Origin of the sequence: Streptomyces sp. Ac-502 (assembly GCF_045222935.1) — a bacterium.
Classification (GTDB): domain Bacteria; phylum Actinomycetota; class Actinomycetes; order Streptomycetales; family Streptomycetaceae; genus Streptomyces; species Streptomyces monomycini.
This window is the reverse complement of sequence record NZ_JBHFFO010000001.1, coordinates 3105663-3132309: the sequence shown is the minus strand read 5'-3', so window position 1 is coordinate 3132309 and position 26647 is coordinate 3105663. Positions and strand designations below refer to the sequence as shown.

The 26647-nt window shown below is 72.8% G+C and carries 16 protein-coding genes and 1 pseudogene; 14 read left to right on the top strand and 3 right to left on the bottom strand.

The genetic code is table 11. The features are described 5' to 3' along the window. Positions 1–70: 70 nt before the first annotated feature. Positions 71–1081 carry a hypothetical protein gene (locus ACEXOX_RS14085; protein ID WP_406520912.1) on the bottom strand — a complete coding sequence of 337 codons (1011 nt, stop codon included), beginning with the start codon at positions 1079–1081 and terminating at the stop codon, positions 71–73. 326 nt (positions 1082–1407) lie between these two features. Between ACEXOX_RS14085 and ACEXOX_RS14080 the strand changes: the two genes are divergently transcribed. The 9 genes from ACEXOX_RS14080 to ACEXOX_RS14040 all read left to right on the top strand — a co-directional run bounded on the left by ACEXOX_RS14080 (position 1408) and on the right by ACEXOX_RS14040 (position 14511). Continuing rightward, positions 1408–3069: a hypothetical protein gene (locus ACEXOX_RS14080; RefSeq protein WP_406520911.1), complete on the top strand. Its 1662-nt coding sequence runs from the start codon at positions 1408–1410 to the stop codon at positions 3067–3069. Positions 3070–3098: 29 nt separating this feature from the next. Next, entirely contained in the window at positions 3099–3578 is a 480-nt protein-coding gene (locus ACEXOX_RS14075; RefSeq protein ID WP_406520909.1) for a hypothetical protein, read from the top strand. A 26-nt stretch (positions 3579–3604) separates the two neighbouring features. Next, complete coding sequence (locus ACEXOX_RS14070; RefSeq protein WP_406520907.1) at positions 3605–4252, top strand: hypothetical protein; 648 nt, start codon at positions 3605–3607, stop codon at positions 4250–4252. After that, complete coding sequence (locus ACEXOX_RS14065; protein ID WP_406520905.1) at positions 4249–5190, top strand: hypothetical protein; 942 nt, start codon at positions 4249–4251, stop codon at positions 5188–5190. Before ACEXOX_RS14070 ends, ACEXOX_RS14065 begins: the two co-directional genes overlap by 4 nt. Continuing rightward, on the top strand, positions 5121–5684 hold the full coding sequence (locus ACEXOX_RS14060) for a hypothetical protein (protein WP_406520904.1): 564 nt from the start codon (positions 5121–5123) through the stop codon (positions 5682–5684). The genes ACEXOX_RS14065 and ACEXOX_RS14060 overlap by 70 nt, the downstream gene beginning before the upstream one ends. Further along, positions 5573–6868: a hypothetical protein gene (locus tag ACEXOX_RS14055; protein ID WP_406520902.1), complete on the top strand. Its 1296-nt coding sequence runs from the start codon at positions 5573–5575 to the stop codon at positions 6866–6868. The genes ACEXOX_RS14060 and ACEXOX_RS14055 overlap by 112 nt, the downstream gene beginning before the upstream one ends. After that, positions 6865–9216 carry a hypothetical protein gene (locus ACEXOX_RS14050; protein ID WP_406520901.1) on the top strand — a complete coding sequence of 784 codons (2352 nt, stop codon included), beginning with the start codon at positions 6865–6867 and terminating at the stop codon, positions 9214–9216. The genes ACEXOX_RS14055 and ACEXOX_RS14050 overlap by 4 nt, the downstream gene beginning before the upstream one ends. A 1423-nt stretch (positions 9217–10639) precedes the next feature. Beyond that, positions 10640–13438, top strand: a complete 2799-nt coding sequence (locus tag ACEXOX_RS14045) for a right-handed parallel beta-helix repeat-containing protein (RefSeq protein WP_406520900.1) — start codon at positions 10640–10642, stop codon at positions 13436–13438. Positions 13439–13533: 95 nt separating this feature from the next. After that, positions 13534–14511, top strand: a complete 978-nt coding sequence (locus tag ACEXOX_RS14040; protein WP_406520898.1) for a hypothetical protein — start codon at positions 13534–13536, stop codon at positions 14509–14511. A 159-nt stretch (positions 14512–14670) separates the two neighbouring features. Here the strand turns inward: ACEXOX_RS14040 and ACEXOX_RS14035 are convergent, their stop codons facing one another. Beyond that, positions 14671–15594 carry a hypothetical protein gene (locus ACEXOX_RS14035; RefSeq protein WP_406520897.1) on the bottom strand — a complete coding sequence of 308 codons (924 nt, stop codon included), beginning with the start codon at positions 15592–15594 and terminating at the stop codon, positions 14671–14673. Between the two features lie 265 nt (positions 15595–15859). On the opposite strand from ACEXOX_RS14035, the gene ACEXOX_RS14030 reads away from it, so the two are divergent. From ACEXOX_RS14030 to ACEXOX_RS14015, 4 genes are all read left to right on the top strand, one after another. Then, the gene (locus ACEXOX_RS14030; RefSeq protein WP_406520895.1) at positions 15860–16672 is read left to right on the top strand and encodes a S1 family peptidase; all 813 of its coding nucleotides are present in this window, start codon (positions 15860–15862) and stop codon (positions 16670–16672) included. A gap of 1267 nt (positions 16673–17939) precedes the next feature. Then, positions 17940–18638 (top strand): response regulator, encoded by a 699-nt coding sequence (locus ACEXOX_RS14025; protein WP_406520894.1) that lies wholly within the window; start codon positions 17940–17942, stop codon positions 18636–18638. 5 nt (positions 18639–18643) lie between these two features. Then, entirely contained in the window at positions 18644–19807 is a 1164-nt protein-coding gene (locus ACEXOX_RS14020; RefSeq protein WP_406526342.1) for a sensor histidine kinase, read from the top strand. 675 nt (positions 19808–20482) lie between these two features. Continuing rightward, positions 20483–23575 carry an endo-alpha-N-acetylgalactosaminidase family protein gene (locus tag ACEXOX_RS14015; protein ID WP_406526341.1) on the top strand — a complete coding sequence of 1031 codons (3093 nt, stop codon included), beginning with the start codon at positions 20483–20485 and terminating at the stop codon, positions 23573–23575. 4 nt (positions 23576–23579) lie between these two features. On the opposite strand, the pseudogene ACEXOX_RS14010 reads toward ACEXOX_RS14015, so the two are convergent. Then, positions 23580–25360 (bottom strand): annotated as a pseudogene (locus ACEXOX_RS14010) (glycoside hydrolase family 35 protein). Between the two features lie 345 nt (positions 25361–25705). Here ACEXOX_RS14010 and ACEXOX_RS14005 point away from each other — a divergent pair. Next, positions 25706–26581, top strand: coding sequence for a helix-turn-helix domain-containing protein (locus ACEXOX_RS14005; RefSeq protein WP_406520892.1), 876 nt, complete (start codon positions 25706–25708; stop codon positions 26579–26581). The last annotated feature ends 66 nt before the right edge of the window (positions 26582–26647 follow it).

Here is a 26647-nt window from a genome sequence, read left to right as displayed (position 1 = left end):
CCTGGATCGGTAGGGGGATGGGTGCGGATCCGGACGGGGTCCGGGGCGCGGCGGGCCGGGGAGGAGGCCGTCAGTCGTCGGACTTCTTCGGCTTCCAGCCGGTGTCCCCCTCGGCGTCGTCGCTCGTCCACTCCTCCGTCTTGCCGTCGGTCACCACGGTCTTGGTGCCGCTGCCGTCCTCGTTGACCTCGATGGTGGTGGTCACCTCGTGGCCGTTGAGTTCGACGGAGGAGTGGGTCGTACCTTTCACCGTCTGCTCGTTGCCGTCCTCGTCGGGACCGACGGTGGTGTAGGTGGTCCTGGTGTCCCGGTGACCGGTCTTCTGGTCGGTGACCGAGGTGGTGGTGCCGGTGGTCGTGCTCTCGTTGCCCTCGGTGTCCTTCGTCTTGCTGTTGAAGTCGTCCGTGGTGGTCTTGTGCTCCGGCGTCTCGGTCTTCGTGGACGTGCCGGTGGTGTTCGTGACGTTGCCGAAGACGTCCGTCGACTTCGAGTCGTACGTACCGTCGTCGTGGTAGTTCGTGGTGTCGGTCGCCTTCAGGCCGGTCTTGGTCTCCATGGTCGTGGTGACCTTCGTCGGCTCGCCGTCCGGCCCGTACTCGTACGTCGTCGTGGTCTTGTTGCCGTGCCCGTCGTCGGTGGTCCACTCGTGGGGACGCTCACCGGGCTTGTCGGGCTCCTCCGGCAGCAGCTTCGGGTCGAGGTCCGGGTGCTCCTTCTTGGCCTTCTCGACCGCGTCGTGCCAGGCGTTCCACTCCTTGTCGCGGGCCTTCCACAGGTCGGCGGAGATCTGGGCGCTCTGCTTGGCCGCCTTGTTGGCCAGGTCGAAGTCCCAGTCGGCCCACTTCTTCGCGACGCCCTCGTAGAGGTTCTTCAGCTTCTCCAGCTTCTCCTCGGAGCGCTTGAAGGAGCCCTTCCACGTCGAGTAGTACTTGCGGATCGCCGCGACGGCCACCCGGGAGCCGACCTCGTCGACCGAGTACTCCTGCTTGCTCTCGCGGGCCTGCTTGACCTCGTCCTTCAGCTTGCCGGACTTCTGCGCGACATCGTTGAGCAGCTCGTAGTCAACGGCTATGTCGGACACGGTCACACCCCTCGCGCGGTTCGGAGATCACTTCACGTCTCACATGGTCAAACGCAAGCGGAAGCGGAACGGTTCACCCCTGATCCGCGGAAGCGGCCCGAAGTGATGTCGTTCACACAGTGAACCGATCACCCCGCAGATACGTAAACGTAGGTGTGGTGTCCCATGATCCGGATGCGCCGAGCGCGCCGGCCGTGACACCTGTGAACGGTCTGCTGCACGAAGGGAAGAGGCTTGGCTACGCGTCCCGGTGACTGGGGGCCCTCGGCCTCGACGGCGACCCGACCCCGGGTGACGCCGCCGCCATCACCACCATCGCCGACGCCATGCGCGACCTCGCCACGCACGCGGGCACCATCAACAACGGCCTCAAGGCGCTCCAGCAGACCGCGGGCGACGGACAGCGCTTCATCGGCAAGACCGCCGACCAGCTGCGCGACATGGTCGACGACCACCTGCACAACTTCGTCGGCCATGTGTCGGACTCCTTCAACCAGGCCGAGGCGGCGCTGCGCAAGTACGCCACCGCCGTCACCGACGCGCAGGCCGACGCCGACGCGGCGCTCACCGCCGCCCAGGGGCTGGACAAGGACGACCCGCAGCTCCAGACCCACAAGGACCGGGCCGACGACGCGCAGTCCGCGCTCAGCACCGCGGCGAGCACCCTGGACAAGTCGCTGACCTCCGCCGGGTCGCTGATGGTCCAGCCGGTCAGCGACTGCGACCTGTTCTGGGAAGCCTTCCAGTGGCTGACCATCATCCTGTCGGTCATCGCCATCTTCACCGGCGGCGTGCTCGCGATCCTCGCCTGGGGCATGAACGCGGTCCTGCTGATCAAGACCATCGTCGACTTCAGCCAGGGCAAGGCCAGCGGCCTGGAGCTCGGCCTGGCCTTCCTCGGCGTGCTCTTCCCCACCACCAAGGCCCTGCCGGTCGGCTCCATCCTCAAGGGCCTGGGCAGCGTCCTCAAGGGCGGCGTCGAGGGCATCGCGGGCGCCGGGAAGAACATCATCAAGGAGATCGGCCACTTCTCCTCGCTGCACAACATGCCGAAGATCGTGGTGGCGCCGATCGTGCTCGGCATCCACGCGGCCCCCGCCTTCAACGTCGTCAACGGCGTGAAGGGCCTCGGCAACTTCGCCAAGGGCGGCTGGGAGTCGCTGGCGGGCACCGTCGTCAAGGACTGGGCGAAGTTCACCGGACACATCGACGGCAACTGGGGCAAGGTCGGCGCGTACGCGAAGATCAACTTCGAGCGGCTCGGGCGGGCGGGCATCGCCACCGTCGTGCCCCTGGACTTCACCGAGATGGGCGTGCTGGGCTTCGGCGGCGCCGCGCGGCTCGCCTTCGCCGAGCGTGTGCTGGGCATCAAGCAGCCGGATCTGCACCAGTTGCTGGCCAACGCGGGACGTACGGACGCGGCGCTGGCCGGCGGCGTCCACACCGGTGACTTCGGCGCGCTGGCGCCGTTCCGGCCCGTCGGCGGGAATGGTGTGCACTTCGTGCCCGGCGGCTTCGTCGATCTGTCGGCCCTGCACTTCGTCCCCGGCGGCTTCGGCGGCGTCTCCTTCCCCGGGGTGCACATCCCCTCCGTGTCGCCGGGCGGACTCACCAGGTTCCCGGGCGCCCTCGTCCCGAACAACATCGGCGGGCTCCACCTGGACGGGCTCGGCGCGTTCCGGCCCGGCGGCCTGGGGACGTTCAACTTCAACGGTGTCGGCAACCTGATGCCCAACGGCATCGGCTCGTTCGGACACGGCGGACTGAACCTCAACATCCCCGGCAACCTGGGCGGGTTCGGGGTCAAGGGGCTGGGGAACGTCCCGCACGTCGGCGTGAACATGCCGAACGGGATCACCGCGCCGACCGGAATCACCGTGCCGACCGGCGTCACCGTGCCGCACACCGGTGTGAACATGCCGCACGGCATCACCGTGCCCGGCGGCTCCCTCCCCACACCGGCGCACACCTCGACCAGCCCGGACTGATCGCCACCCCCGACCTGCACATGCCGGGCATGACCACGCTCGACAACGGCCTGAGCGTCCCGGACGTGCACGGCGCCGGCGCCACCCAGCTGATCCAGCAGACGGACTTCGCGGCCGGCCACATCCGCCTGGACAACAACCTGCTGCTGTCCGGCAACACCGCCATCGACCTGCTCAAGGACGCCCACGGCTCGTCCGGCGTGCTCGGGCACGTGCCGGAGAGCACCAGCGTCCACGTCCCCGAGACCTCGTTCGAGAACACCTTCGTGCACGGCATCGGCGACGGCCACTCCATGGCCCGCGGCGCGATCGGGCACGGCGAGGCCCTGGAGGACATGACCTTCCCCGAGCTGACCGCGCTGGCCAACGGCGACGTCGCGGTCACCGCCTTCCACGGGGACGGCATCAGCTTCCGCATCGGTGACGCGGCCCCTCGTACGATCACCGCCGATCACCTGGCGGCCACGGCACCGGGCACGCCCGTCACGACGAGCCCCCGCAGAACCTGACGGGCAATCTGACGAGTACGCAGCACGTGCCCGGCACCACGCAGGTGCCGGGTGTGCACGGCGGTGCGGAAACGATCCGGCCGACGGGCGTGGGCGCGCAGGGCGACGTCCCGCTCCTCGCGGGCGCCGTACCCCCACCCCGTAACCTCGCCAAGGCCCCCGCCGACGTACCGGCATCGGTCGGGGTCAACGACCCGATGCGGCTGAAGACTCCGGAATTCAAGACCGGCACGGCACCCGGAGCCGGCGCGGGCGCCACCACCAAGGCGACGCCCCAACCCGCCGTCAATGAACACGACATGGCGATGAGCCTGCTGGACACCGGCGACCGCAAGCCGGTCCCGTCCGCTGGCCACAGCGCCACCTCGAACAGCCCCTCCGGCGTGTCCGCCCTCCCCGACCTGGACGGCGCGGGCGCCCGCGGCGCCACCGGCCCCGCGGACCACAGCGCCCTCGACCTGATCGCCCACCCGGGCGGCCCCGCGAAGGCGGAGGACGAGGCCGTGGCCGGCATACCGGCCGCCGTTAAGGCCACCGACAACGCGCCCGCCCCGACGCCCGTACCCGCGCCGAAGGCCGAGACGCCCACCCCCGCGCCCGGGGCGAAGGGGCCCGGCACCGTCACCGCGCCCCCGGCAGCCGCTTCGGCGGTTTCTCCGGCGCCGCGGCCATGAACCACCGCCTGCGCGTCCGCAACGACCTGATCCTGGGCGGCTCGGTCGGCCCGGAGGCCGGGGCCAAGCTCAACGCGTGGGCCGGGTACGAGAACGCGCTGTCGCAGCTCGGCAAGGCGGAGCGCAAGGTGGACGAGCTGACGCCGCCGCCCGGCGTGACCGCGGGCAAGCCCTCGCCCGCCCTGACCGAGGCCCTGGACGACCTGGGCATCCAGCGCGTCGAGGTCGCCAAGGCCGAGGCCAAGCTGGACGAACTGGGCATCGACGCCACGCGCACCCGCACCCAGATCAACGCCCTCACCGGCGGCATCTTCGGCGAACACGGCCTCGGCGGCGGACCGCGACCGCACCCGCAGCCGGAGACGCGGGCGGTTCCGGCGGTCGACAAGGGCAAGGGCACGGCGGACCTCGCGGACGCCGAGCCGGTCCCGGCGGTCGACAAGGGCAGGGGCACCGCGGGCTCCACGGACTTCGAGCCGGTCCCGATGGCCGGCAAGGGCAAGGGCAAGGGCACAGCGGCGGACGTCGCGGACTTCGGGCCCGTCCCGCATGTCGACAAGGGCAAGGGCAGAGCCGGCAACGCGGACTTCGAGCCGGTTCCGACCATCGACAAGGGCAAGGCCAAGGCCGACTTCGCCGACTCCGCGGACTTCGGGCCCGTCCCCGAGACGCACCTCCCGCGCCCCCGGCGCAGGACCGCCTCGGCCACACCCCCGGTTCCGGCATCGGCGACCGGGCCGCGGCCCGGCACGAGATCGTCACCGGTGGCGCGAGCGGCCCGGAGGCCGACCTGCGGCTCGGTGCCTGGGAGCGGTACGAGCAGACCTCGTTCGACCTCGCCCGGGCCCAGGGCAAGGTGGACCGGCTGGTGCCCGGGGCGGGCCACCCCGGCCCGTCCAAGCCGTCCGCGGCGGCCGTCGACGCGCTCGACGACCTGAACGTCAAGCGCGCCGAGTTCGACGACGCCGAGGCCCGTCTCGGCGAACTGGACATGGACCCCCACGCCATCCGGCAGCAGATCGACGACGCCAACGACGCGATCGCCGTCGAGCGCTTGCAGCGTGGCGAGTACGTCGGCCCGCTCGGCGGCGCGCCGGCCCCGCACGGCGGCGACCCGCTGCCGGTCGGGCCGCACGACTGGTCCCCCGACCCGCGGGCCCCGCGCGCCCTGTGGCCCGAGCCCGGCACCCACGCCGCGGGCCGCACCATGGTCAACCAGTCCTTCCGCGACATGCCGTTCGCGGGCCACCAGCCGCTCACGGGCGGCGACTACCTGAGCTGGATGCGGGCGAGCACGGGGAGGGCCGGCCGCTGTCCTACGTGGTCAACACCATCGTCTCGTACAGCGAGATCGGCGGCGGCAAGCTCCAGGACTTCCTCAACTCGATCACCCGCGGCCTGGAGGGCTACGACGGCCGCCTCGGCGTGGTGATCGGCGTCAACGGCAAGCTGGAGGACCTCGCCGCCATCCACCGCGCGATGGACGACGCCCTCGCCTCGACGCACTTCGACCACCCGCTGGCGATGGTGGCCACCACCTTCTACGGCGACAACTTCCCGTACGGCACCATCCGCAACCTCACCATGACCAGCCCGGCGGCCCGGTCGATGGCGCACTCGATGATGCACGGCGGCGGAGCGGCCGGCCCCAGCCACCCGTACTGGGCCTTCATGGACTTCGACGTGTACGAGCACACCGTCCCCAGCGGCCGGCACGTCTTCGACCACTTCGACCGGGAGCTGAACCTCGGCGAGGGCGGCGCCGTGGACGACTGGGCCAAGAAGCTCCCCGACGACCCGGGAGCCGCGGCGAAGGGGTCCGGCGACTCCGTGACGGTGCCGGACGTCCCCGGCACCCCGCCGCTGCGCCCGCTGGTGATGACCGGCGGCTACCGGGTGCCGGGGAAGACCGGCGAGACGGTCATCGTCGACGGCGTCGCGGTGGACCGCTCGGTCGAGGACCTGATCAAGGCGACCAAGACCCGCGATGACACCCCCGACGGGATGGTCTTCACCCAGCAGGACGTGGACAAGTTCGCGTCCGTCGTCGACTCCGACATGCGCATCCGCGCCCTGATGGCCGACTACCACGGACTGCTGCCGTACGGGCCCGAGCCGAACCTCTTCGTGGACGCCGCCGCCACCATGGTGGACGACGTGAAGCTGGGCGCGGGCGACTGGCGGCCGGTCCGGTTCGGCGGCGGCACCGGCGAGTACAAGGGCCTGCGGGAGCGGCTCAACCACTTCAACGCCTGGGAACTGGACCAGACCCTGCCGGACGTGCCGGGTAACGCGGTCGCGCGCGAGATCGCCGCCGCCAACTCCGCGCTGCCGGACCGCGGCACCGCGTTCGTCGCCGACTTCGTGAACGGCGCGGTCCCCACCGACCTGTCCCGCCTGATGTCCGGCTACTACAAGCACGGCAAGGCCGGCGGCGTCGGCAACATGCCGCAGGAGCACCTGACCCCGAAGAACGTGGTGGAGCACGTCTTCGCCCGGGCGGACTTCGACCTGGACCCGAGTCTGTCGTGGACCAAGGGCACGAAGATCGGAAAGATGCGCGAGGACCTGCTGAAGGGGAAGTCCCCGAGCAGGGCTACACGGACGACCCGTTGAAGCCCATCGGCGTGAACGGGCAGCGGCCCGAGTTCAACGAGCACCCCCGGGCCACCCTCGACCGGCTGGGCGCCGGGCTGGGCGGCGACGCCAACACCCTCGGCCTGCACATCTCCATCCACGTACCGGGCCGCGCGGACGGGCTCGTGGTGGGCATCGTGCCGGCGGAGAAGCGGTTCCTCGGCCACGCGATGGTCACCGCCACCGAGGAGGCCGCGTACAAGCGGCTGCACAACTACGTGATCGCCGAACTCCTGCCCCAGGGCGGCCTGCCGAACGACTCGCTGCTGCGAGCCCTCCCGGAGCCGCCCCCGCCCACCGCCGGCGCGAAGGCGGGCCGGATCACGCCCGGCGCGATCCCGGACGCCCCGACGCTGCTGACGCAGGTGCAGCGGCAGATGGGAGGCAAGAACGGCTTCGAGGACCTGGTCAACGACACCTACACGCGGGGCCTCGACGGCCGCGCGCTGACCGGTCGGCTGGTCACCGGGCGCCTGGACCCGGATGTGTCGGACATCAGCCCGATCGAGCAGATTATGCTGGATCGCTACGCCCAGGCGCTCAACCGTCCCCTGGAGATCCGGGGCGCGGACGGCTCCGTCCACACGGTCGACGTCACGGCACGCAAACCGGGCCCGCCGCTCTACCTGACCTGGGTCCCGGACCACGGCGGCCCGCACTCCGGACACTGGGACGTGAGCAACGCGGCGCCGCCCGCGCGGCTCGGCTTCGAGCCCGGCTCCGGGATCGGCGAGCGTTCCGCGGTCCGGCACGACATCATCACCGGCGGCTCGGGCGGGCCGGAGGCCGACCTGCGGCTCGGCGCCTGGCAGCAGTACGAGCAGGCGTCGACCGACCTGGCGCGTGCTCAGCAGAAGGTGGACGGACTGGTGCCCAGGGCCGGGCAGCCCGGCCCGTCCAAGCCGTCCGCCGCGGCCGTCGGCGCCCTCGACGACCTGGGCGTCAAGCGCGCCGAGTTCCAGCACGCGCAGACCCGCCTCGACGAGCTGGGCATGGACCCGAACGCCATCCAGCGGCAGATCGACGACGCCAACCACGCGATCGCCGTCGACCGCGCGCAGCGCGGCGAGTACGTCGGCCCGCTCGGCGGCGCGCCGTCCCGGCACACCAACCTCACCCAGGCGTTCGACGACCTGGACGTGGCCGGCGGCCCGTCCGCGCACCACGCCGACGACCTGGACATGACGGAGGCGCCCGCACCCGCCGGCGCGGGCGACGACGCGACCCCGACGCCGCACGGCGACGACCCGATGGACGGGACCGGACCCTACGGCGACCTGGGCCACGGCGGCCCGCCGACCGCCGGACCGCTGCCGCACGACCTGCAATGGCAGCAGGACGTGCCGAACCTCGGCAACCAGGTCACCCGCGGCGACGTCACCGTCAACGGCGCCTTCCAGCGGCTGCCCGGATTCGGGCAGCGCCCGCTGACACCGGACCAGTACACGAACTGGATCCACGCCAGCCTCGACCGGCAGAACCCGATGGCGTACGTGGTGAACACCGTCGTCCGGGCCAGTGACATCGCCGGAGAAGCGGGACGCCGGCGGCTGCGGGACTTCCTCACGGCGATCACCGCCGACCCGAACAACGAGTACCGGGGCAAGTTCGCGGTGGTGATCGGCGTGAACGGCCGCGCGGACAAGATGGCGGACGTCAACGCCGCGGTCCGCGGCGCGCTCGACGGACTGGACGTGCCCTACCCGGTGGCCGCGGTCGGCATCGGCTGGACCGGCAAGGACTTCCCCTTCGGCACCATCCGCAACGTCACCATGACCAGCCCGCCGAGCCGGTACCTGGTCCGCTCGATGATGTACGACCCGCACCAGCCGGCGCACCCGTACTTCTCCTTCATGGACTTCGACACCTACCAGCGGCTCGTGCCCAGCGGCGACCACGTCTTCCAGCACTTCGTCAAGGAGTTCGAGATGGGCGGCGACGGCATCCCGCCGCTGCGCCCCCTGACCATGTCCGGCGGCTACCGCCTGCCCGAGGGAACGTGCCGGGCGCCGACACCGCCCAGCTCATCGAGGACACCAACAAACGCCTGGCCGACGAGCACGCCAAAGCCGTGGCGAAGGGCAAGGACGTCGGGCCGCCGCACACGGTCTCCGAGGCCGACCTGCCCGCCTTCGACATCGCCGTCCGCGCGGACATGCGGGCCCGCGTCCGCCTGGCCCGTATCCACCCGCTGCTGCCCTACTCGCCCGAACCCAACCTCTTCACCGACGCCGCCGCGACCCTGCTGGACCGGGTCGGCCCCGGCTGGCAGCCCATCAGGTTCAGCGCCGGCACCAGCGAGTTCAACGGCCTGGCCGAGACCCTGAACTCCTTCAACGCCTGGGAACTCGACCGCACCCTGCCGGTACTGGACCGCTCGGCCTTCCCCGGCGACTCCCTCGTCCACCGGCTCACCGACCGGGAGATCGAGGCCGTCGCCCAGCGCCCGTACGACCGGGCGTACGGCACCGACGTCGAGACACCGACGGCCGGGCAGATCGACGCCGTACGACAGCGGCTGGCCGCCCGCGGCCCGGGCGGCGGCGACGGACCGCTCAGCACACCGGAGATCGACGCGGTCAGCCGGCTGCTCACTTCCGGGGAACTCAACGCCATCGCGACCCGGCAGGCGGAACGCCTGATCGCCGCGCACACCATCACGCTGCCGGACCGCGGCGTGCCCTTCGTGACCGACTTCGAGGGCGCGGCCACCCCCACCGACCTGTCCCGGATGATGGAGGGCATGTTCGGGGAACGGCCCGCGCTGCCGCAGGACCACAACGACGTCCGGCAGGCGATGGGCCGGATGTTCGGCCGCGACTCGTTCACGGACTTCGACCCCCAGACGTCCAGGAGGGTCAAGAGCGGCCTGCACTGGGCCGACCGCCGGGACGACCACCTGACGAAGAACTCCGCCACCGGACTCTCCCGCGACCCGCTGGCACCCGTCGACCCGGGACACGGCACGACCCACTCGCCACGGGACGTCGTGAGCGGGCTCGACGGCCTGGGGACCGACCGCAACACCCTCGGCTTCAACGTCTCCGCACCCATTCCCGACGACGCGGGCCTGTCGCTGCGGACGGGCGTGCCGCTGAACGACAAGGCGTTCGCGAGCCTGGCGGCGGCGACGCACCCCGAGCCGGCCGGGTTCATGCGCAACCTGCACCTCGTCGTCGCCGGATACCCGCCGGTGCACTCGCCGCCCCGGTCCCTGTTCCACGCCCTGGAGAACACCGCCGACGGCGCCGGCGCGCCGGGCCACACCCCGGGCAACCTGCTCGACGCCGTGGAGCAGTACCTCAGGAGCAAGCCCAAGGGCAGCAAGGACCCCGTCATCAAGCTGGTGCTGGCCGAGGCGGACCGGGCCGGAACGGGCTCCCGCGACCTGTTCGCCACCCTGGCGACCGGGCGGCTCGACCCGCACGGCTCGTTCGCCGCCGGCTCGCCGGCCGAACTCTCGGTACGCCTCTACGCCCAGGGACTGGGCGCCCGCATCCGCGTCATCGACGGCGACGGCATGGTGGTGCACGAGGCCGCGCCGGGCACGACGGGCGCGCGGACCCGCCCCCGCCCCGGCCTCGACTTCCGCTGGGAACCGGACCCCGACGGCGGTTGGCACTGGACCGTACGGGAGTCTGACGACATGGAGGAACCGGCCGGCCAGCCGGTCAAGCGTCCCCGCAAGGGCAAGGGACGCGCTGCCAGGCCTCCCCGGACGGACGACGAGGACACGACCATGGGCGACGCATGACCACCGCAGAACACCCGGGCACCGGGACGGTCCACACAGTCGCCGCCGGGCAGCCGGCGGCGCACGCCACCCTGGGCGCCGCGCTGCACGCGGCCGCACCCGGCGACGAGATCCGCATCGCGCCCGGCACCTACGAGGAAGCACTGCGGATCGACCGTGACATCGTCCTCCGCGCACACGGCGGCACGGTCACCCTCGCCGCCCCCGGCGGCACCACCCCGGCGCTCGAAGTGCTGCCCGGCGCCCGGCTGACGCTCGACGGGCTGACCGTACGCGGCGGCGCCGCCGACCGGCCCGCCGTCCTGCTGTCCGGCGGCATCACCCACTGGCACGGCGGCGGCACCGACCGCGGACGCCTGGAGGTGCTGCGCGAGGCCGCGCTCACCATGACCGGCGCCCGCCTGACCGGCGCGGCCCTGGCCGGAGCGCTGATCCGTACCATCGGCGCGGTCCGCCTCACCGACTGCGTCCTGGAAGGCGCCCAGGGCACCGGCGTGGTCGTGGGCGGCGACTCCCGGCTGGAGCTGACCGGCACCCGGATCAAGGGCGCCACCGGCTCCGGAGTACGGGTCCGCGAGGACGCACACCTCGTGCTGCGCGACTGCCTCATCGACGGCGCGGGCCGCAGCGGCCTGCTGTTCGAGGACCGGTCGGCGGCCCTGCTCGTCGACTGCCGCATCCGCGACTGCGGCGGCGAAGCCGTACGGGTGCTGGACTCCTCACCGGTACCGCGCGACGCCGACCCGTACGAAGCCGCCGACGGACAGATCCCGTCGCAGGCCGACGGCGGACTGCTGCTGTACGGCTGCGAGCTGACCGGCGCGGGCGCGGACGCCCTGCACGTCGCCGGGTCCGGCGACGCCGTGCTCGACGGCTGCGTACTACGCGACGGCGGCGGCGCCGGAGCCACCGCGGGGGAGCGGGCCCGGGTACGGCTGGCCGACACCCGGATCGTACGGACCACCGCCGCCGCCCTGACGGCCCACGGCACGGCCCGGCTGGAGGCACGCGGCACGACCGTACGCGGCTCGTCGGCCAACGGCGTGCTCGCCACCGGCTCCGCCACCGTCTCCCTGACCGACAGCGAAGTGACGGACTGCCGCTTCAGCGCCGTGCACGCCGGCGGCGACGCCGGGCTGACGCTGACCCGGCTGCGCGCCGGAACCACCCCCGAACACGGACTGCACGCCGTCGCCGACAGCCGCCTGACCCTCACCGAGGTCCACCTCACCGACTGCGGCATGTCCGGCCTCGACCTGTCCGGCGCGGCAGCCGCCGAAGCGACCGAACTGTCCGTCGTCCGCTGCCGCAACGGCGTCGTCGCCGCCTCCGGCGGCACCGTGCGCCTGACCGGCTGCACGGTCACCGACGCCGAACGCGCCGGACTCACCTTCGGCGGCGGCGACGCGGAGCTGACCGGCGGCCGCGTCCTGCGCGCCGGCACCGCCGGGCTGGTCTTCCAGGGCGGCGCCACCGTACGGGCCGCGGACGTGGACATCACCGAAGCGGCCGGTTCCGGCATGGTGGTGGCGGCCGGCGCCACGCCCGGCGTCCGTGCCGTACGAATCACCCGCCCCGGCAAGAACGGCCTGATCGTCGACGCCAAGGGCGCCGGCACCTTCGAGGACTGCGAGATCACCGGGCCCGGCTTCCCCGCCATCCACCTGGGCGAGGCGGCCGCCCCCGCCCTGACCCGGATCCGCGTCCAGGACGCCGAGGCCGACCTGAGCACCGAGGACGGCGCCGCACCGAAGGTCCGCGACTGCGTGTCCTGGCAGGTCCAGGACGCACAGTGGCCCGCGCCCTTCGCCCCCGTCCCGGCCGCCGCCGCGGCCGCCGCGAGCGGCGCGCAGTCCGCCGGCACACCGACCGGCGACGGCACCACGACCACGGTCCCGCCCACCGAGGCCGACCTCGACGAACTCCTCGGCGAGCTGCACGAACTGATCGGCCTGGAACGCGTCAAGCAGGACGTCGCCTCGCTCGTCAAGCTGATGCGCATGGTCCAGCGCCGCGAAGCGGCCGGACTGGCCGCGCCGCCGCTCAGCCGCCACCTGGTCTTCGCGGGCAACCCCGGCACCGGCAAGACCACGGTCGCCCGGCTCTACGGCCGCATCCTGGCCGCCGTCGGCCTGCTGGAGAAGGGCCACCTCGTCGAGGCGGACCGCTCCGCGCTGGTCGGCGAGTACGTCGGCCACACCGGCCCGAAGACCCAGCGGGTCTTCATGGAGGCGATGGGCGGCGTGCTGTTCATCGACGAGGCCTACTCGCTGGCGCCCGCCCACGCCACCGGCGGCAACGACTTCGCGCAGGAGGCCATCGCCACCCTCGTGAAGCTGATGGAGGACCACCGCGACGCGGTCGTGGTCATCGTCGCCGGATACCCGGTCGAGATGGAGCACTTCATCGACTCCAACCCCGGCCTCGCCTCCCGCTTCAACCGCACCCTGCTGTTCGAGGACTACGGCACCGAGGACCTGGTGCAGATCGTCGAACAGCACGCCTCGGCCCACCAGTACGAACTCACCGACGCGGCCCGCGACACCCTCGTCGGCTACTTCGACCACGTCCCGCGCGACGGCCGGTTCGGCAACGGGCGCTCCGCCCGGCAGACGTTCCAGGCGATGACCGAACGGCAGGCGTACCGCGTCGCGGAGAACGACGCCCCGTCCGAGGCGGACCTGCGGACGCTCTCCGAACTGGACGTACCGGAACTGGAACTGCCGAAGCAGGACCTGCCGCAGGCGGAGCCGACCGCCGGCCCCGGCGGACCGCAGGCACCGCCGCAGCCGTAGCCGTCCGGCCCCGGCGGGCCCGTCCAGCGGGCCTGACCAGCGCCCCGCCGGGCCCGGCCCGACACCCCCGACCACCCCCCCAGGAGGAACCCCCGTTGTCACAGCCGAACAAGAGCGCCGGACCGGACCGCTCCGGCGCATCCGACCCGTCCCGGTCCGGTTTCGCGGAAGCCTTCTCCAAGGGCGCGCGCACACCGAAGCGCGGCCTGGCACCCGGGCGCCGGGTGTGGAAGACGGCGCTCGGCCTGCCCGTCCTGGCCGGGGTCGGCGTGGGCGCGGTGGCGCTCGCCACCCTCGGCGTCTCCCAGGTGCGCTTCGGGGACGGCCAGGAGCAGGCCGTCGCCGCCAAGCAGCCGCAGCAGACCAAGACCGGCAACCCGCTGCCGTCGGCCAAGCCCGGCAAGGCGCCCGGCGCGACACCGGACAGCAAGAAGCCCGACGCGGCCGAGCCGGAGGCGGAGAAGACCCCGTCCGGCACCCCCACCCCCAAGAAGACCCCGAAGCCCGACCCCAAGAAGCCCGATCCGCCGAAGGCCAAGGGCGCCGACGCCAAGGTCACGTACGAGGGCATCGCGGGCCCCGGCTGCCCGACGCCCCCGCGCGGCGGCTACCACCAGGCCGGCGTCCACGGCGAGGTCGGCGTGGGCTGGTACGGGCTCAGCGGCGGCAGCACCCGCGACGGCGGCTGCAGCGGCCAGTTCACGTCCGTACCGATGTCCGGCGACCCGAACAAGGACACCGACAACAACATCATGTGGTGGTGGGAGCCGGGCCCGGAGTCCCGCAGCTGCCAGGTGCAGGTCTACGTCCCCTGGGGCCCCAGCGAGCGTGACGTCCAGGGCAGCCCGACCCACTACCAGGTGCTCACCGACCCCTTCAACGCGGGCACCAAGGTCGGGGACTTCGCCATCGACCAGGTCGCGCACCGGGGCAGCTGGCAGACGGTCGGCACCTTCCCGGTCCGCCAGAACAAGATCGGCGTGAAGCTGATGGACCGCGGCGACAACCACTCGCCGGGCCGGGACCGCGCTCACCACGGGGCGGGGGCGGCGAAGGTGGTCTGCCACGGCTGAGGCGGGGTGACCTGGGCTCTGGGCTCTGGCAGGTGCTGTCGGAGCTGCTGCCGGGGTGCGGCTATGTGGCGCTATGTGTCGTTACATTTCGCTAGGTATCGCTAGGTATCGCGTGGTGTCGCTACGTGTCTCTACGTGCGCTACGTGCCTCTACGTGCTCTACGTGTCGCAATCCAGCTCCGTGCGGCACAGTCCGCAGCGGGCCCGCAGACGGCCGCGCACCGGGACGCGGATGCGCTGATGGCATGTCGGGCAAGGGAAGGACACGCGCAACGGCGCACTTCCCTCGAAGGCGTAGCCGCCGCCCGGCGCGCGGCCGCCGGGCCGGCCGGCGCGCCGCGGGTCCTGGGCCGCGCGCCGGGCTCCGGCGTAGCGGCGGCGGCCCGCCCAGCCGGCCGCGGCCAGCGGCGGCTGCTGCGCGTCGCGGCGGGCCAGCGCCATGCCCGCCTTGTAGGCGTCGTACGCCTGCGGGCTGGTGAACCATGGCGCCGGGTCCTCGCCGAAGAGCAGCGCGCGCTTGGCGAGGACGTAACCGAACTCCTCCGGGGTCAGATAGCCCAGCTTCTGCGCGAACGGCCCGTGTTCGCGGTACGCGTCCAGCAGCAGCCAGCCCGCGCCCAGGTAGGCGGTGGCGGTGTCGGTGAGGATCTCGTTGTCACGGGTGCCGGGGAAGGACAGGTCGAGGCGGTGCAGATAGACGTGCATCACCTCGTGGGCGAGGGCGGCGCCGATGTCCCGGCGGTGCGTCTTGAAGCGGGAGTTCAGCTCGACGAAGTACTCGGGACCGGCGTTCAGTTCGACATTGGCGGCGAGGTTCATGTCGCGGAAGGCGACGATCACCCGGGCGTCGGGCAGCCGCAGGTGCTGCACCATGGCGCGGGCCACCCGCTGCGCGCCCGCGTACAGCTCCTCCCCGTCGTCGAAGGCGACTTCGGCGGGCGGCACGCTCGTGTCGAAGGTGCGCACCGTGTCGTACGACAGGCGTCTGTAGAGCGCGGTGACGGCCGCGCGCACCGTGTCCAGGTGCGGGTATCCGTGCTCGATGTCACCGCCGGAACTGCCCGGTCTTCCCGTCGCCGCCACCCGACCACTGTACGTCTCGCCAGGAACGTCCGGTATGGGCTGTAGGTGACATGGGTAGAACAGGAGTTGGCCAGATGTACACCCTTGCCACTGTGATCGCCGAGTCCACATAATCCAAGGGCGCTTTGCGGGCTCATCCCCCACTGGGTCCGGACGCCTTGCGGCGTGCTGCCGACTCATCGGCACGTTCTGCGGCGGTCCTTTCCGGTTCTCGCGTTGGCATGGGCCTGACATCGACGTGCAACCCCCCACGAAAGGAAGCCCGTTGCGAAGCCAGCTGAAGAACCTGAAGAGAGCCACCGCCACCGCGGCCGTCGCCCTCGCGGCCGTCAGCCTCCAGCCCGCCGCCGCCAACGCCGCGCCCACCCCCACACCGCAGGCCGACGGCGTCCACACCAAGATCGTCGGCGGCACCAAGGCGAGCCAGGGCGAATTCCCGTTCATGGTCCGGCTCTCGATGGGCTGCGGCGGCGCCCTCTACGCCAAGGACGTCGTGCTCACCGCCGCCCACTGCGTGGACGGCAGCGGCCCCAACACCTCCATCACGGCCACTGCGGGCGTCGTCGACCTGGAGGACTCCAAGGCCGTCAGCGTCAAGTCCACCGAGGTCCTCCAGGCCCCCGGCTACAACGGCAAGGGCAAGGACTGGGCGCTCATCAAGCTCGCCAAGCCCATCGACCTGCCGACCCTGAAGATCGCCACCGACGACAAGCTCACCTCCGGCGAGTTCGACATAGCCGGCTGGGGCGCCGACAAGGAGGGCGGCCAGCAGCAGCGCTACCTCCTCAAGGCCAAGGTGCCCTTCGTCGACGACGCCACCTGCAAGAAGGCCTACGGCGACCAGCTCACCCCCGGCGAGGAGATCTGCGCCGGCCAGCTCGACACCGGCGGCACCGACACCTGCCAGGGCGACTCCGGCGGCCCGATGTTCCGCAAGGACGACGCCGGCCAGTGGCTCCAGGTCGGCATCGTCAGCTGGGGCGAAGGCTGCGCCCGCCCCGGCAAGCCCGGCGTCTACACCGAGGTGAGCACCTTCGCCGCGGACATCAAGAAGGCGGCTGAAGGGCTGGCGGGCTGACGGGTTGGCCTGCTGATGGACTGAGGTCTGCCCGGCTGACGGTCCGGTGACCGATGGGTCGGCGGCCGATGGAGCGGCGGGCTGATGGTCCGGTGACCGATGGGTCGGCGGGTTGACGGTCGCCACGTAGCGCGGTCGCCGCGTCCCGGTGCCGGAGGGCATCGGGGCGCGGTCGCGCCTTTCGGCCCTCGGGGCCAACGGGTCCTGGCGGGGGCCTGCTGGGCTTGGCCGGGATGTATGGGGCCTTGTCGGGGTTTGGCCGGGGTGTACTGGGCCTGGTTGGGACAACCGGGTTCGTACCGAGTCCTGCTGAAGCCTGGCCGGGTTGCACCGGATCCTGCCGGGGCCTGGGCGGGGTGTACCGGGCCCTGCTGGGGCCTGGCCGGGGTGTACCGGGTCCTGCCGGGGCCTGGCGGGTCCTCCTGGAGAGGTACCCCGCTCGTCCTTTCGGTCGGGGTACGGGCGCCGACGCCTGGCCGGAAGGCCGATACCCGTCCGGGTGCCTTCTTCCTAGCGTGGGCCGGGTGACCACCGAGCCCCGCCACCGCCGCACGCCACAGCCTCCGGGTCACGGCCCCGCCCGCCCTGGCGACCACCGGACGACGGCGATCGCCGCCCTGCTGCTGGCCGCCTCCGCCGCGGCCGTCACCTGGCTGCTGCTCGGCAGCGGCGGCCATGATCTCCGGGCCGTCCCCACGACGGCCTCCACCCTTGCCGGAACCGACCGGGCCGACTGGGCTGTGCGGGCCGACGGGGCTGACCGGGCCGACGGGGCTGACCGGTCCGACGGGGCCGACCGGATCTCCTGGGCCCCCGGGCCGCCCATTCCGGCAGCGCCGCCCGCATCGGTGGCGACTGTGCCGTACGAGCACCCTGGCCCCGCGACTGCCCGGCCCCGCACTGTGCCGCTCGGGTTCCCAGGCCCCGCGGCTGCGAGTACGCCGGGCACCCGGGCCCGCCCCCGCCAGCCTGCTACCGACCCCCGCCCCCGATGTCCTGCTGCCGGCCCCTGCCCCCGCCGTCCTGCTGCCGACCCCCGCACCCGCCGCCCGCCTGCTGCCGCCCCTCGCACCACGATGGCCGGCCCGCCGCACCAGCGGCCCGCCGGTGACCGGTCCGGTCCGGTCCGGCCCCAGCGGTTGCGGGGCGCGATCACCGAAGATCAGATGGAACGCAGCGGGAGCGGCCCGGACCGCTGCCGAGCACCGGGTACGGGGCGCGGCGCACGACGTACGACGCACGGACAGGGCGAGGGGCACCGAGGCACATGGCGATCAGCGTGGTCATCGCGGACGACCAGGAGATGGTCCGGACGGGCTTCCGGATGATCCTGGAGAGCCAGCCGGACATCGAGGTCCTCGCCGACGTCGTGGACGGCGTGGCGGCCCTGTCCGCGGTGGAACGGCTGCGCCCCGACGTCCTGCTGCTCGACATCCGGATGCCCGAGGCCGACGGCCTGGAGGTCACCCGCCGACTCGCCGAGCGTGCCGCCGCCCACCCCGAGTACGGGCACAAGCCGCGCATCGTCATCGTCACCACCTTCGACGTCGACGCCTATGTGCACGCCGCGCTGCACGGCGGCGCCTCCGGCTTCCTGCTCAAGGACGCCAGCCCCGCCATGCTCGTGGAGGCGGTACGCGCCGCCGCGGCCGGTGACGCGCTGATCTCGCCCGCGATCACCGTACGGCTGCTGCGCGAACTGGCCCCCGCGGCGGCCGGCGGCCCCACCCGTACCCTCGCCGAGCCGCTGACCGACCGCGAACAGGACGTCGTACGTGCCCTCGCCCGCGGCCGGACCAACGCCGAGATCGCCGCCGAACTCTACGTCTCGCTGTCCACCGTCAAGACTCACCTCGCCAACGTCCAGACCAAACTGGACGCCCGCAACCGCGTCGAGATCGCCGCCTGGGCCTGGGAGAGCGGACTCGCCACGGGCGGCACCGGCGGCGGACCGGCCGTACCGTGAGCCCGCTGACCGGGTGGGCACGCGCCCACCCGCGCAAGGCCACCGCCGGCAAAGCCGCCCTCGCCGCGGTCCTGCTCTTCCTCGTCGGCTTCGAGGGCGTCGCGCTGGCCCGGCAGCCCACCCGCCCGCACGCCACCGTCGTCGTCGCCGCTGTCGTCGTGTGCCTGTGCTCCGTGCCCAACGCGCGCGTCCCGCTGCGCGTCCGTGCCTGGACCGCCGTGAGCGTCTCCCTGGCCGCTTCGGTGGTCCTGATCGCCGGACAGCACGCCCTCGCGGTGTGGGGCCTCGGCGAAGGCATCGCCCTGCTGGTCCTGCTCACCGGTGTGGTGCACCGCGCCCCCGGCCGCACCGCCGCCGTCCTCGGCCCCCTGCTGGGCCTGGCCTGCGTTCTCGCCCCGATGCGCGACATCCGGCTGGGCCTGTGGACCGTCGTCTACGGCGTGCTGACCGTCGTCGTCAGCGCCTATTCGATGATCCTGCGCTGGCAGGACGCCCAGCGGATACGCGACCTGGCCGCCGTACGGACCGCCGAGCGCCTGGAACTCGCCCGCGAACTGCACGACGTGGTCGCCCACCACGTCACCGGCATCGTCGTCCAGGCCCGCGCCGCCCGCTTCACCGCACTCGGCGGGCCCCAGGCGGACGCCGCCTTCGAACGGATCGAGACCTCCGGCGGCGAGGCGCTGAGCGCGATGCGCCGCCTGGTCCACGTCCTGCGCGAGGGCGCGGCTCGCAGTCGGCCGCTTGCCGGGCTGGCCGACGTGCACACCCTCACCGAGGCCTACGCGCGCACCGGCCCGCCCGTCACCCTGCTCATCGAAAAGGGCCTCGACGAGACGGTTCCCGCCGAAGTCGCCGCCGCCGTCTACCGCATCGTCCGCGAAGCCCTCACCAACATCCGCAAGCACGCCGCGGACGCCACCGCCGTCCGCATCAAGCTCCGCACCGTACCGTCCGGCCTGGAACTGCGCGTCGCCGACGACGGCGGACACCCCGCCCCCCTCTCCGAACAGGCCGGCGGCGGCGGTTTCGGCCTGGCCGGCCTCACCGAACGCGCCGAGGCGCTGGGCGGCCGACTGACCGCAGGCCCCGCACCAGAGGGCGGCTGGGAGGTACGGGCGGTGCTGCCGTTGACGACGGGGGAGGACGAGGAGGACGGAGAGGCCTAGGCCGCTGATGTGAAAGCTGCTGCCTGACTCCCTCGGCGCCGCTGACGCTCTCGAAGCCGTCGCACACGCCTGGCGTACTGCCCGGCCTGCGCCCTCCACACCTGACCGCTCGCCTCGGCTTCGTCCATCTCGCCAATATATGGGGGCGGCAGCGTGCGAAGTCCGCCCGATCCAAGATCCGGAAGAAGCGCCCTGGGAGCAAGCAGGGCACGAGGAGCAAGGAGGGTACGGGGCGAGTCCGGCCGGCTCGGCAACCAGTACGCGCCGCACCGGACGTACGAAACCTCCTCGGCACCGGTCCGTTAGTCCAACACCTCCCGCCTCTTTGTCCATGGGCGCGCCCGGCGCGCACCGAGCACCCTGTCCCGCGACGGAGAGAGCCGGTGCGAAGGACGGAGAGCGCTCGTGAACGGACCGACAGGAGCGGAACAGTTGGCGGGCGCGGAACAGCCGGCGGGCGCGCGGCAACCGGCGGACGGCGGCCAACCGGTGGACGTGGAAGGCCCGTCCGCTGGGGGAGGGGCGGCGCCCGCGGACGTACCGGCGCCCGCGGACGTACCGGCGCCCGCGGACGTACCGGCGGACGCGGAAGCACCGGCGGACGCCGGTCCCCCGGCCGGCGCGGAGCCCGGCCCCACCCGTAGAAAACTCGTCGTCGGTACCGCGCTCGCCGGGATCGCCGCCACCCTCCCACTCGGCGCCACCAGCGCGTACGCCGGAAGCACCGGCGCCGGCCCCTACCCGCCGCCCCGTGCCGGTGAGGCGGTGCTGCGGTCCGGGGCCCTGGAGGTCCGCGTCGACACCGGCTTTCCCCGCGTCCTCTCCTACACCGACCGGGGCACCGGCGCCGTCCTGTACGGCCAGCCCGACCCGGTCACCCGGCTCCTCGTCGACGGCACCACCCGCACGCCCCGGGTCACCTCCCGCCCGGCCGCCGACCGCATCACCTACACCCTCGCCTTCGACGGCGGCACCGAGATCGACGCCGAGATCACCGTCAGCGGATGGCGCGTCGACTGGCGCGTCACCAGGCTCGCCGACACCCCGGCCCTCCGCGTGGGCACCCTCCAGATTCCCGGGCTCGCCCTGCTGAGCGTCCGCAGCGACCAGCCCGCCGCCGCCCTCCTGACCGCCCGCATCGACCTGGACAAGGCCAAGAGCGGGGACACCCTCGTCCGGATCACGCCCGCCACCCCGGTGGACGCCGCCCCCACCGGATGCGCGTACGCGGTCGTCGCCACCGGGAAGCTGGCCGCCGCCGTCGAGACCAACACCGTCTACGACACACCCAGCGGCGCCACCACATGGGAGAACGGTCGGCTGTGGCGGCAGACCACCGCGAGCGGCGGCCACCGCTACGCGCGCCTCGGCTGCGGCCAGTGGACCCACCGCGCGGCCACCGCGCCCCCGCACGACACCGAGCCCCTGCCGTACGCCACCGTCGTCCTCACCCGCGACCGCAACGGCGACGGCACCGCCGACTGGCAGGACGCGGCCATCGCGCTGCGCGACATCATGGCCGACCCGCTCGGCGCCGACGAGCAGCACCTGCGCGTCGTCGCCCACATCCCCTTCAACTTCGCCAGCCAGGCCACCAACCCCTTCCTGACCACCCTCGACAACGTCAAACGGATCGCGCTCGCCACCGACGGGCTGCGGCAGTTCACCCTCCTGAAGGGCTACCAGTCCGAAGGCCACGACTCCGCCCACCCCGACTACGGCGGCAACCACAACACCCGCGCCGGAGGCCTCGCCGACCTCAACGCCCTGCTGCGCGCCGGAAAGAGCTGGCACAGCGACTTCGCCGTGCACGTCAACGCCACCGAGTCCTACCCCGTCGCGCACGCCTTCTCCGAGACCCTCGTCGACAAGAACGACGCGCAATGGGACTGGCTCGACCAGTCCTACCGCATCGACGCCCGCCGCGACCTGGTCTCCGGCGACATCGTCCGCCGCTTCCGGCAGCTCCGCGAGGAGACCGACCCCGCCCTCAACACCCTCTACATCGACGTCTTCCGCGAATCCGGCTGGAACTCCGACCGCCTCCAGCGCCACCTGCGCGCCCAGGGCTGGCAGGTCACCACCGAATGGGGCCACGGCCTGGAGCGCTCCGCCCTGTGGGCGCACTGGGCCAACGAGACCGACTACGGCGGCGACACCTCCCGCGGCATCAACTCCCGGCTCATCCGCTTCGTCCGCAACCACCAGAAGGACGTGTTCGCGGACAAGTGGCCCACGCTGCTGGGCGGCGCCCGGATGGGCAACTTCGAAGGCTGGGTCGGCAAGACCGACTGGCACGCCTTCTACCGGATCATCTGGATGGACGCGCTGCCCGCCAAGTACCTCCAGGCGTACCCGATCCGCACCTGGCGCGACCATGAGATCACCTTCGAGGGGCCGACCGCCACCGCCGTCACCGACACCGGAGGCACCCGCCGCATCACCACCGACGGACGCCTGGTGTACGACGGCGGCACCTACCTGCTGCCCTGGGAACCACGCCGCGCCACCGACCCCGAGAAGCTCTACCACTACAACCCCGGCGGCGGCACGACCACCTGGACGCTGCCGCGCGGCTGGTCCGGCACCCGGAGCGTGTACGCCTACCGCCTCACCGACCAGGGCCGGAGCCGTCCGCAGCGGCTGACCGTGCGCGGCGGCAAGGTCACCGTCACCGCCGCGGCCGGACAGCCGTACGTCCTCTACCGCCGCCCCGCCCCGGCCCAGGGCGGCCGCGGCTGGGGCCAGGGAAGCGGCGGACACGGCCGGCACGGGGCCGGCCGGACCGGGCCCGGCTGGGGCGAGGGCACGCCGCTCGCCGACCCCGGCTTCCACTCCGGCACCCTCGACGCCTGGCAGGTCAGCGGCCCCGCCACCGTCGAGCCGAGCGCCCTCGGAGACTACGAACTGGTCGTCGGCGCGGGCGGCGCGGCAGCCGTCAGCCAGCGGATCGCCCGCCTCGCACCCGGCACGTACACGGCCTCCGTGCAGGTGGAGGTCGGCGCGCGGCCGGGGGAGCGGCGCCGGGCCGCACTGGAGGTACGCACCGGTGACGGCGTCACGGCCGCCAACTGGACCGACACCTCCACCGCCGCGAACTTCGTCGCCGCCGACCGTAAACACGGCACTCGCTTCCAACGGATGTTCACCCCCTTCACCGTCCCCGAGGGCGGCGGCCCCGCCACCCTCACCCTCCGCACCGCGGCGGGCACTCCGCGTATTCGGTTCGACAACGTGCGGGTCGTCGCCGCGGTTCCCGCGCACCGGCCGGGCACCGTCGCGTACGAGGATTTCGAGCACGTACCGCAAGGCTGGGGCCCCTTCGTCAAGGGCGACGCGGGCCAGGTCACCGACCCGCGCACGCACATCGCGCAGCGGCACGCGCCCTTCACCCGGCGCGGCTGGAACGGCAAGGCCGTCGACGACGTCATCGACGGCGGCCAGTCCCTGAAGTCCCGCGGCGAGAACGCGGGACTGGTCTACCGGACGGTGCCGCACACCGTGCGTTTCCTGCCCGGACGCCGCTACCGGGTCAGCTTCCGCTACGCGAACGAGAAGGCCGGCCAGTACGCCTGGATCACGGCCGTCGACACCCCCGGAGCCCGCGAACTGAGCCGCACCCCGCTGCCCGTCGCCACCCACCCCACCTCGCACACCTACGAGTTCACCGCCCCGGAGAGCGGCGAGGCGTGGGTGGGGCTGCGCAAGACGGGCGGCGACGGGAAGGCGGAGTTCGTCCTGGACGTCTTCGAGGTACGGGAGGTCTGACGCGTCAGGGCACCAGACGGGGCGCCCCTGCCCGCTCTCCCTCAAGGGCGGGGGCGCCCTCCAGCTCCAGCAGGAGCAACTCGTTGGCGCCCGGACGCAGCGCCGGGCCGGGGACGAACAGGGTCCGCTGCGGACCGGCCGCCCAGTAGCGGCCCAGGCAGAACCCGTTCACCCAGGCGAAGCCGCGCGTCCAGCCGGGCAGTTCGAGGGCGGCGTCCCCGGGGAGGGAACAGTCAGCGTGGCCCGGTGGAGGCCCAGCCGCCCGGAACCGAAAGGACGGTCGCCGCATTCCCTGAACGGCACCCGACGCACCGCCGCCGCGTCCTCCAACGCGTCCAGCCGCAGCCCTCGCGCCCGTACACCGTGCAGGTACTGCCGCTCGTGCAGCACCCCGCCCGTGATGCCCTTCGGCTCCCCGAGCCGCGGCCCGTAGTTGACCCGCCCCAGCGACTCCACCCACAGCTCCACGGTGGCGGGCCCGGTCACCGCCGCGCCGATCTCCGCGTCCTCCTCGTAAAGAGTCGGCCCGCGCGCCCCGTCCACGTACGTCACCGCCAGATCGCGCAGCCCCGCCACCCGCAACGGAAGCGGCCCGCGCGGCCCGGGAACCTCGAAGCGGTACCGCACCACACCACGGTCCACGTCCAGCTCCTCGAAGGTCGGCGGCACGCCCGACGTCACCTCGGGACCGCCGAGAACGTCCAGTACGTCCGCGAGCGGCGCCCACCCGCCGGCCTCGGCCCGTACGGGCGCGGCGAGAACCGGCGACGGAACGGGAATCTCCGGCAGCGGGTCCGGCGCATACGGGGCCAGAACGTCACGGAAGCGGTGGAACTTCTCCGTAGGGCGCCCGCGTTCATCGATCGGCGCGTCGTAGTCGTACGACGTGACGGTGGGCCGCAGAGCCCCGTCGTGCAGCTCGCCGGAACGATTCGCCCCCGCCCAGCCCCCGAAGTTCGTACCACCGTGCGCCATGTAGACGTTGACCGACGCACCACACTCCAGGATCTCCCGCAGCGCGTCCGCCGCGTCCCCCGAAGAGCGCGCCACCGAAGCGTCACCCCAGTGGGAGAACCAGCCGCACCAGAACTCCATACACATCAGCGGGCCACGCGGCCGATGACGGCGCAGCGCCGCGAACGCCTCCCGCGCCCCCGACCCGAAGTTCACCGTCGCCAGGACACCGGGCACCGAACCACCGGTCAGCATGTGGTCCTCCGGGCCGTCCGAGGTGAACAGCGGCACACTCACCCCCAGACCACGCAGCAGCTCCACCATGTGCCCCAGGTACTCCCGGTCGCCGCCGTACGACCCGTACTCGTTCTCCGCCTGCACCATCACCACCGGGCCGCCACGGTCGTACTGCCGCGCCACCACCTGCGGCAACAGCCGCCCGAACCACGCGTCCACCGCCCGCAGGTACTCCGCGTCACGGGTCCGCACCCGCCGCCCCGACGGGCCGGTCAGCCAGTGCGGCAGCCCGCCGTTCTCCCACTCCGCGCAGATGTACGGACCGGGCCTGACCAGCGCGAGCAACCCCGCCGCCCGCGCCGCGTCCAGGAAGCGGCCCAGCGCCTCCGGGTCACGGTAGGTGCCGGGCCGCGGCTCGTGCAGATTCCAGGGCACGTACGTCTCGACGCAGTTCAGCCCCATGGCGCGCAGCATCGCCAACCGGTGCCCCCACTGCGCCTCGTGCACCCGGAAGTAGTGCAGGGCCCCCGACAGCAGCCGCACCGGCCGCCCGTCCCGCTCGAAGTCCCGCTCGCCCACCACGAACCCGCCCATACCGCCCGCCCTGTCCCGTTCCGCCGTCCCGGCCCGCCCGGTGCTCGGTCCGCCTGCTGTCCCGATCCGCCCGGAGCTCCGGTCCGTCCGCCGTCCCGATCCGCCCGGTGCTCCGGTCCGCCCGTCGTCCCGATCCGCCTGGTCCTCCGGTCCGTCCGCCGTCCCCGTCACCCTCATCTCTGGCGGCACCGGAATCCATGGACAAAGATCGGCAGTGATTGGACGGAACTCGAACAGAACTCGGACGGAAATCGGGCGGCGCAGGGATCTCATCGGTAGGGAAACGCAAGCAACCGGCCGGACACGGACATGCCACCCGGTAGGTGGCGACGGGAGGACGCCCGCATGTACCACACGTGGATGCGGTACTTCACACCGCGCCCGGTCCACCACCGGCTCGGCCTGGTCTGCCTCGGCGTCGGACTCCAGCACGGCCCCCTGCCACCCGTCGGCCCCCGCGTCCTCGACCACCACGTCGCCGTCGTCGTCCACGCCGGCCGCGGCTGGTTCACCACCCCCGACGGCACCCGCACACCCGTCACCGCCCCCGCCCTCCTGTGGCTCCTCCCCGGCGTCCCCCACCACTACGGCGCCGACCCGCACACCGGCTGGGACGAGAGCTTCGTCGACTTCACCGGCCCCGCCACCACCACCTACACCGAACTCGGCTACATCGAACCCGACCGCCCCCTCGTCCCGCTCGCCGACACCGCCGGCGCCCGCACCGCCGTCGGCCGCATCACCCGCGCCGCCCGCCGCGGCAACCCCCTCCTGGAAGTCGAGACCGCCGCCGCCGTCCACGAACTCCTCGTCGCCCTGCGGCACGCCCGCGCCGACACCGACGCGGACGGCGACCCCGTACTCCAGGCCCTCGCCCGCGACGCGTTCCTGCCCCTGTCCGTCGCCGAACACGCCGCCCGCCACGGCATGACCCCCGCCGCCCTGCGCACCGCCGTACGCCGCGGCGCCGGATGCAGCCCCAAGGACTACCTCCTGGCCATCCGCCTCGGCCACGCCAAAGAACTCCTCGCCGCCACCGAACTCCCCGTCGCCGCCGTCGCCCGCCGCGTCGGCTACACCGACCCGGCCTACTTCAGCCGCCTGTTCACCCGCCGCGTCGGCACCGCACCCGTCCGCTTCCGCGCCCGCCAGGGACACCACGTCCCCGGCGGCTGGTCCACCCGCGTACCCGACCCCGACGACCCGCCGCGGATCGGCTGAGACGGCCACGGAGCAGGGCGCGCCGCGAACGCGGGAAGCACACGCGGAGCACGCGCCGAGGACGCG

Coding starts and splice junctions, on each gene's coding strand:
- ACEXOX_RS14045 (WP_406520900.1), top strand. CDS start 10,640: ATGACCACCGCAGAACACCCGGGCACCGGGACGGTCCACACAGTCGCC.
- ACEXOX_RS14065 (WP_406520905.1), top strand. CDS start 4,249: ATGAACCACCGCCTGCGCGTCCGCAACGACCTGATCCTGGGCGGCTCG.
- ACEXOX_RS14075 (WP_406520909.1), top strand. CDS start 3,099: ATGACCACGCTCGACAACGGCCTGAGCGTCCCGGACGTGCACGGCGCC.
- ACEXOX_RS14080 (WP_406520911.1), top strand. CDS start 1,408: ATGCGCGACCTCGCCACGCACGCGGGCACCATCAACAACGGCCTCAAG.
- ACEXOX_RS14005 (WP_406520892.1), top strand. CDS start 25,706: ATGTACCACACGTGGATGCGGTACTTCACACCGCGCCCGGTCCACCAC.
- ACEXOX_RS14025 (WP_406520894.1), top strand. CDS start 17,940: ATGGCGATCAGCGTGGTCATCGCGGACGACCAGGAGATGGTCCGGACG.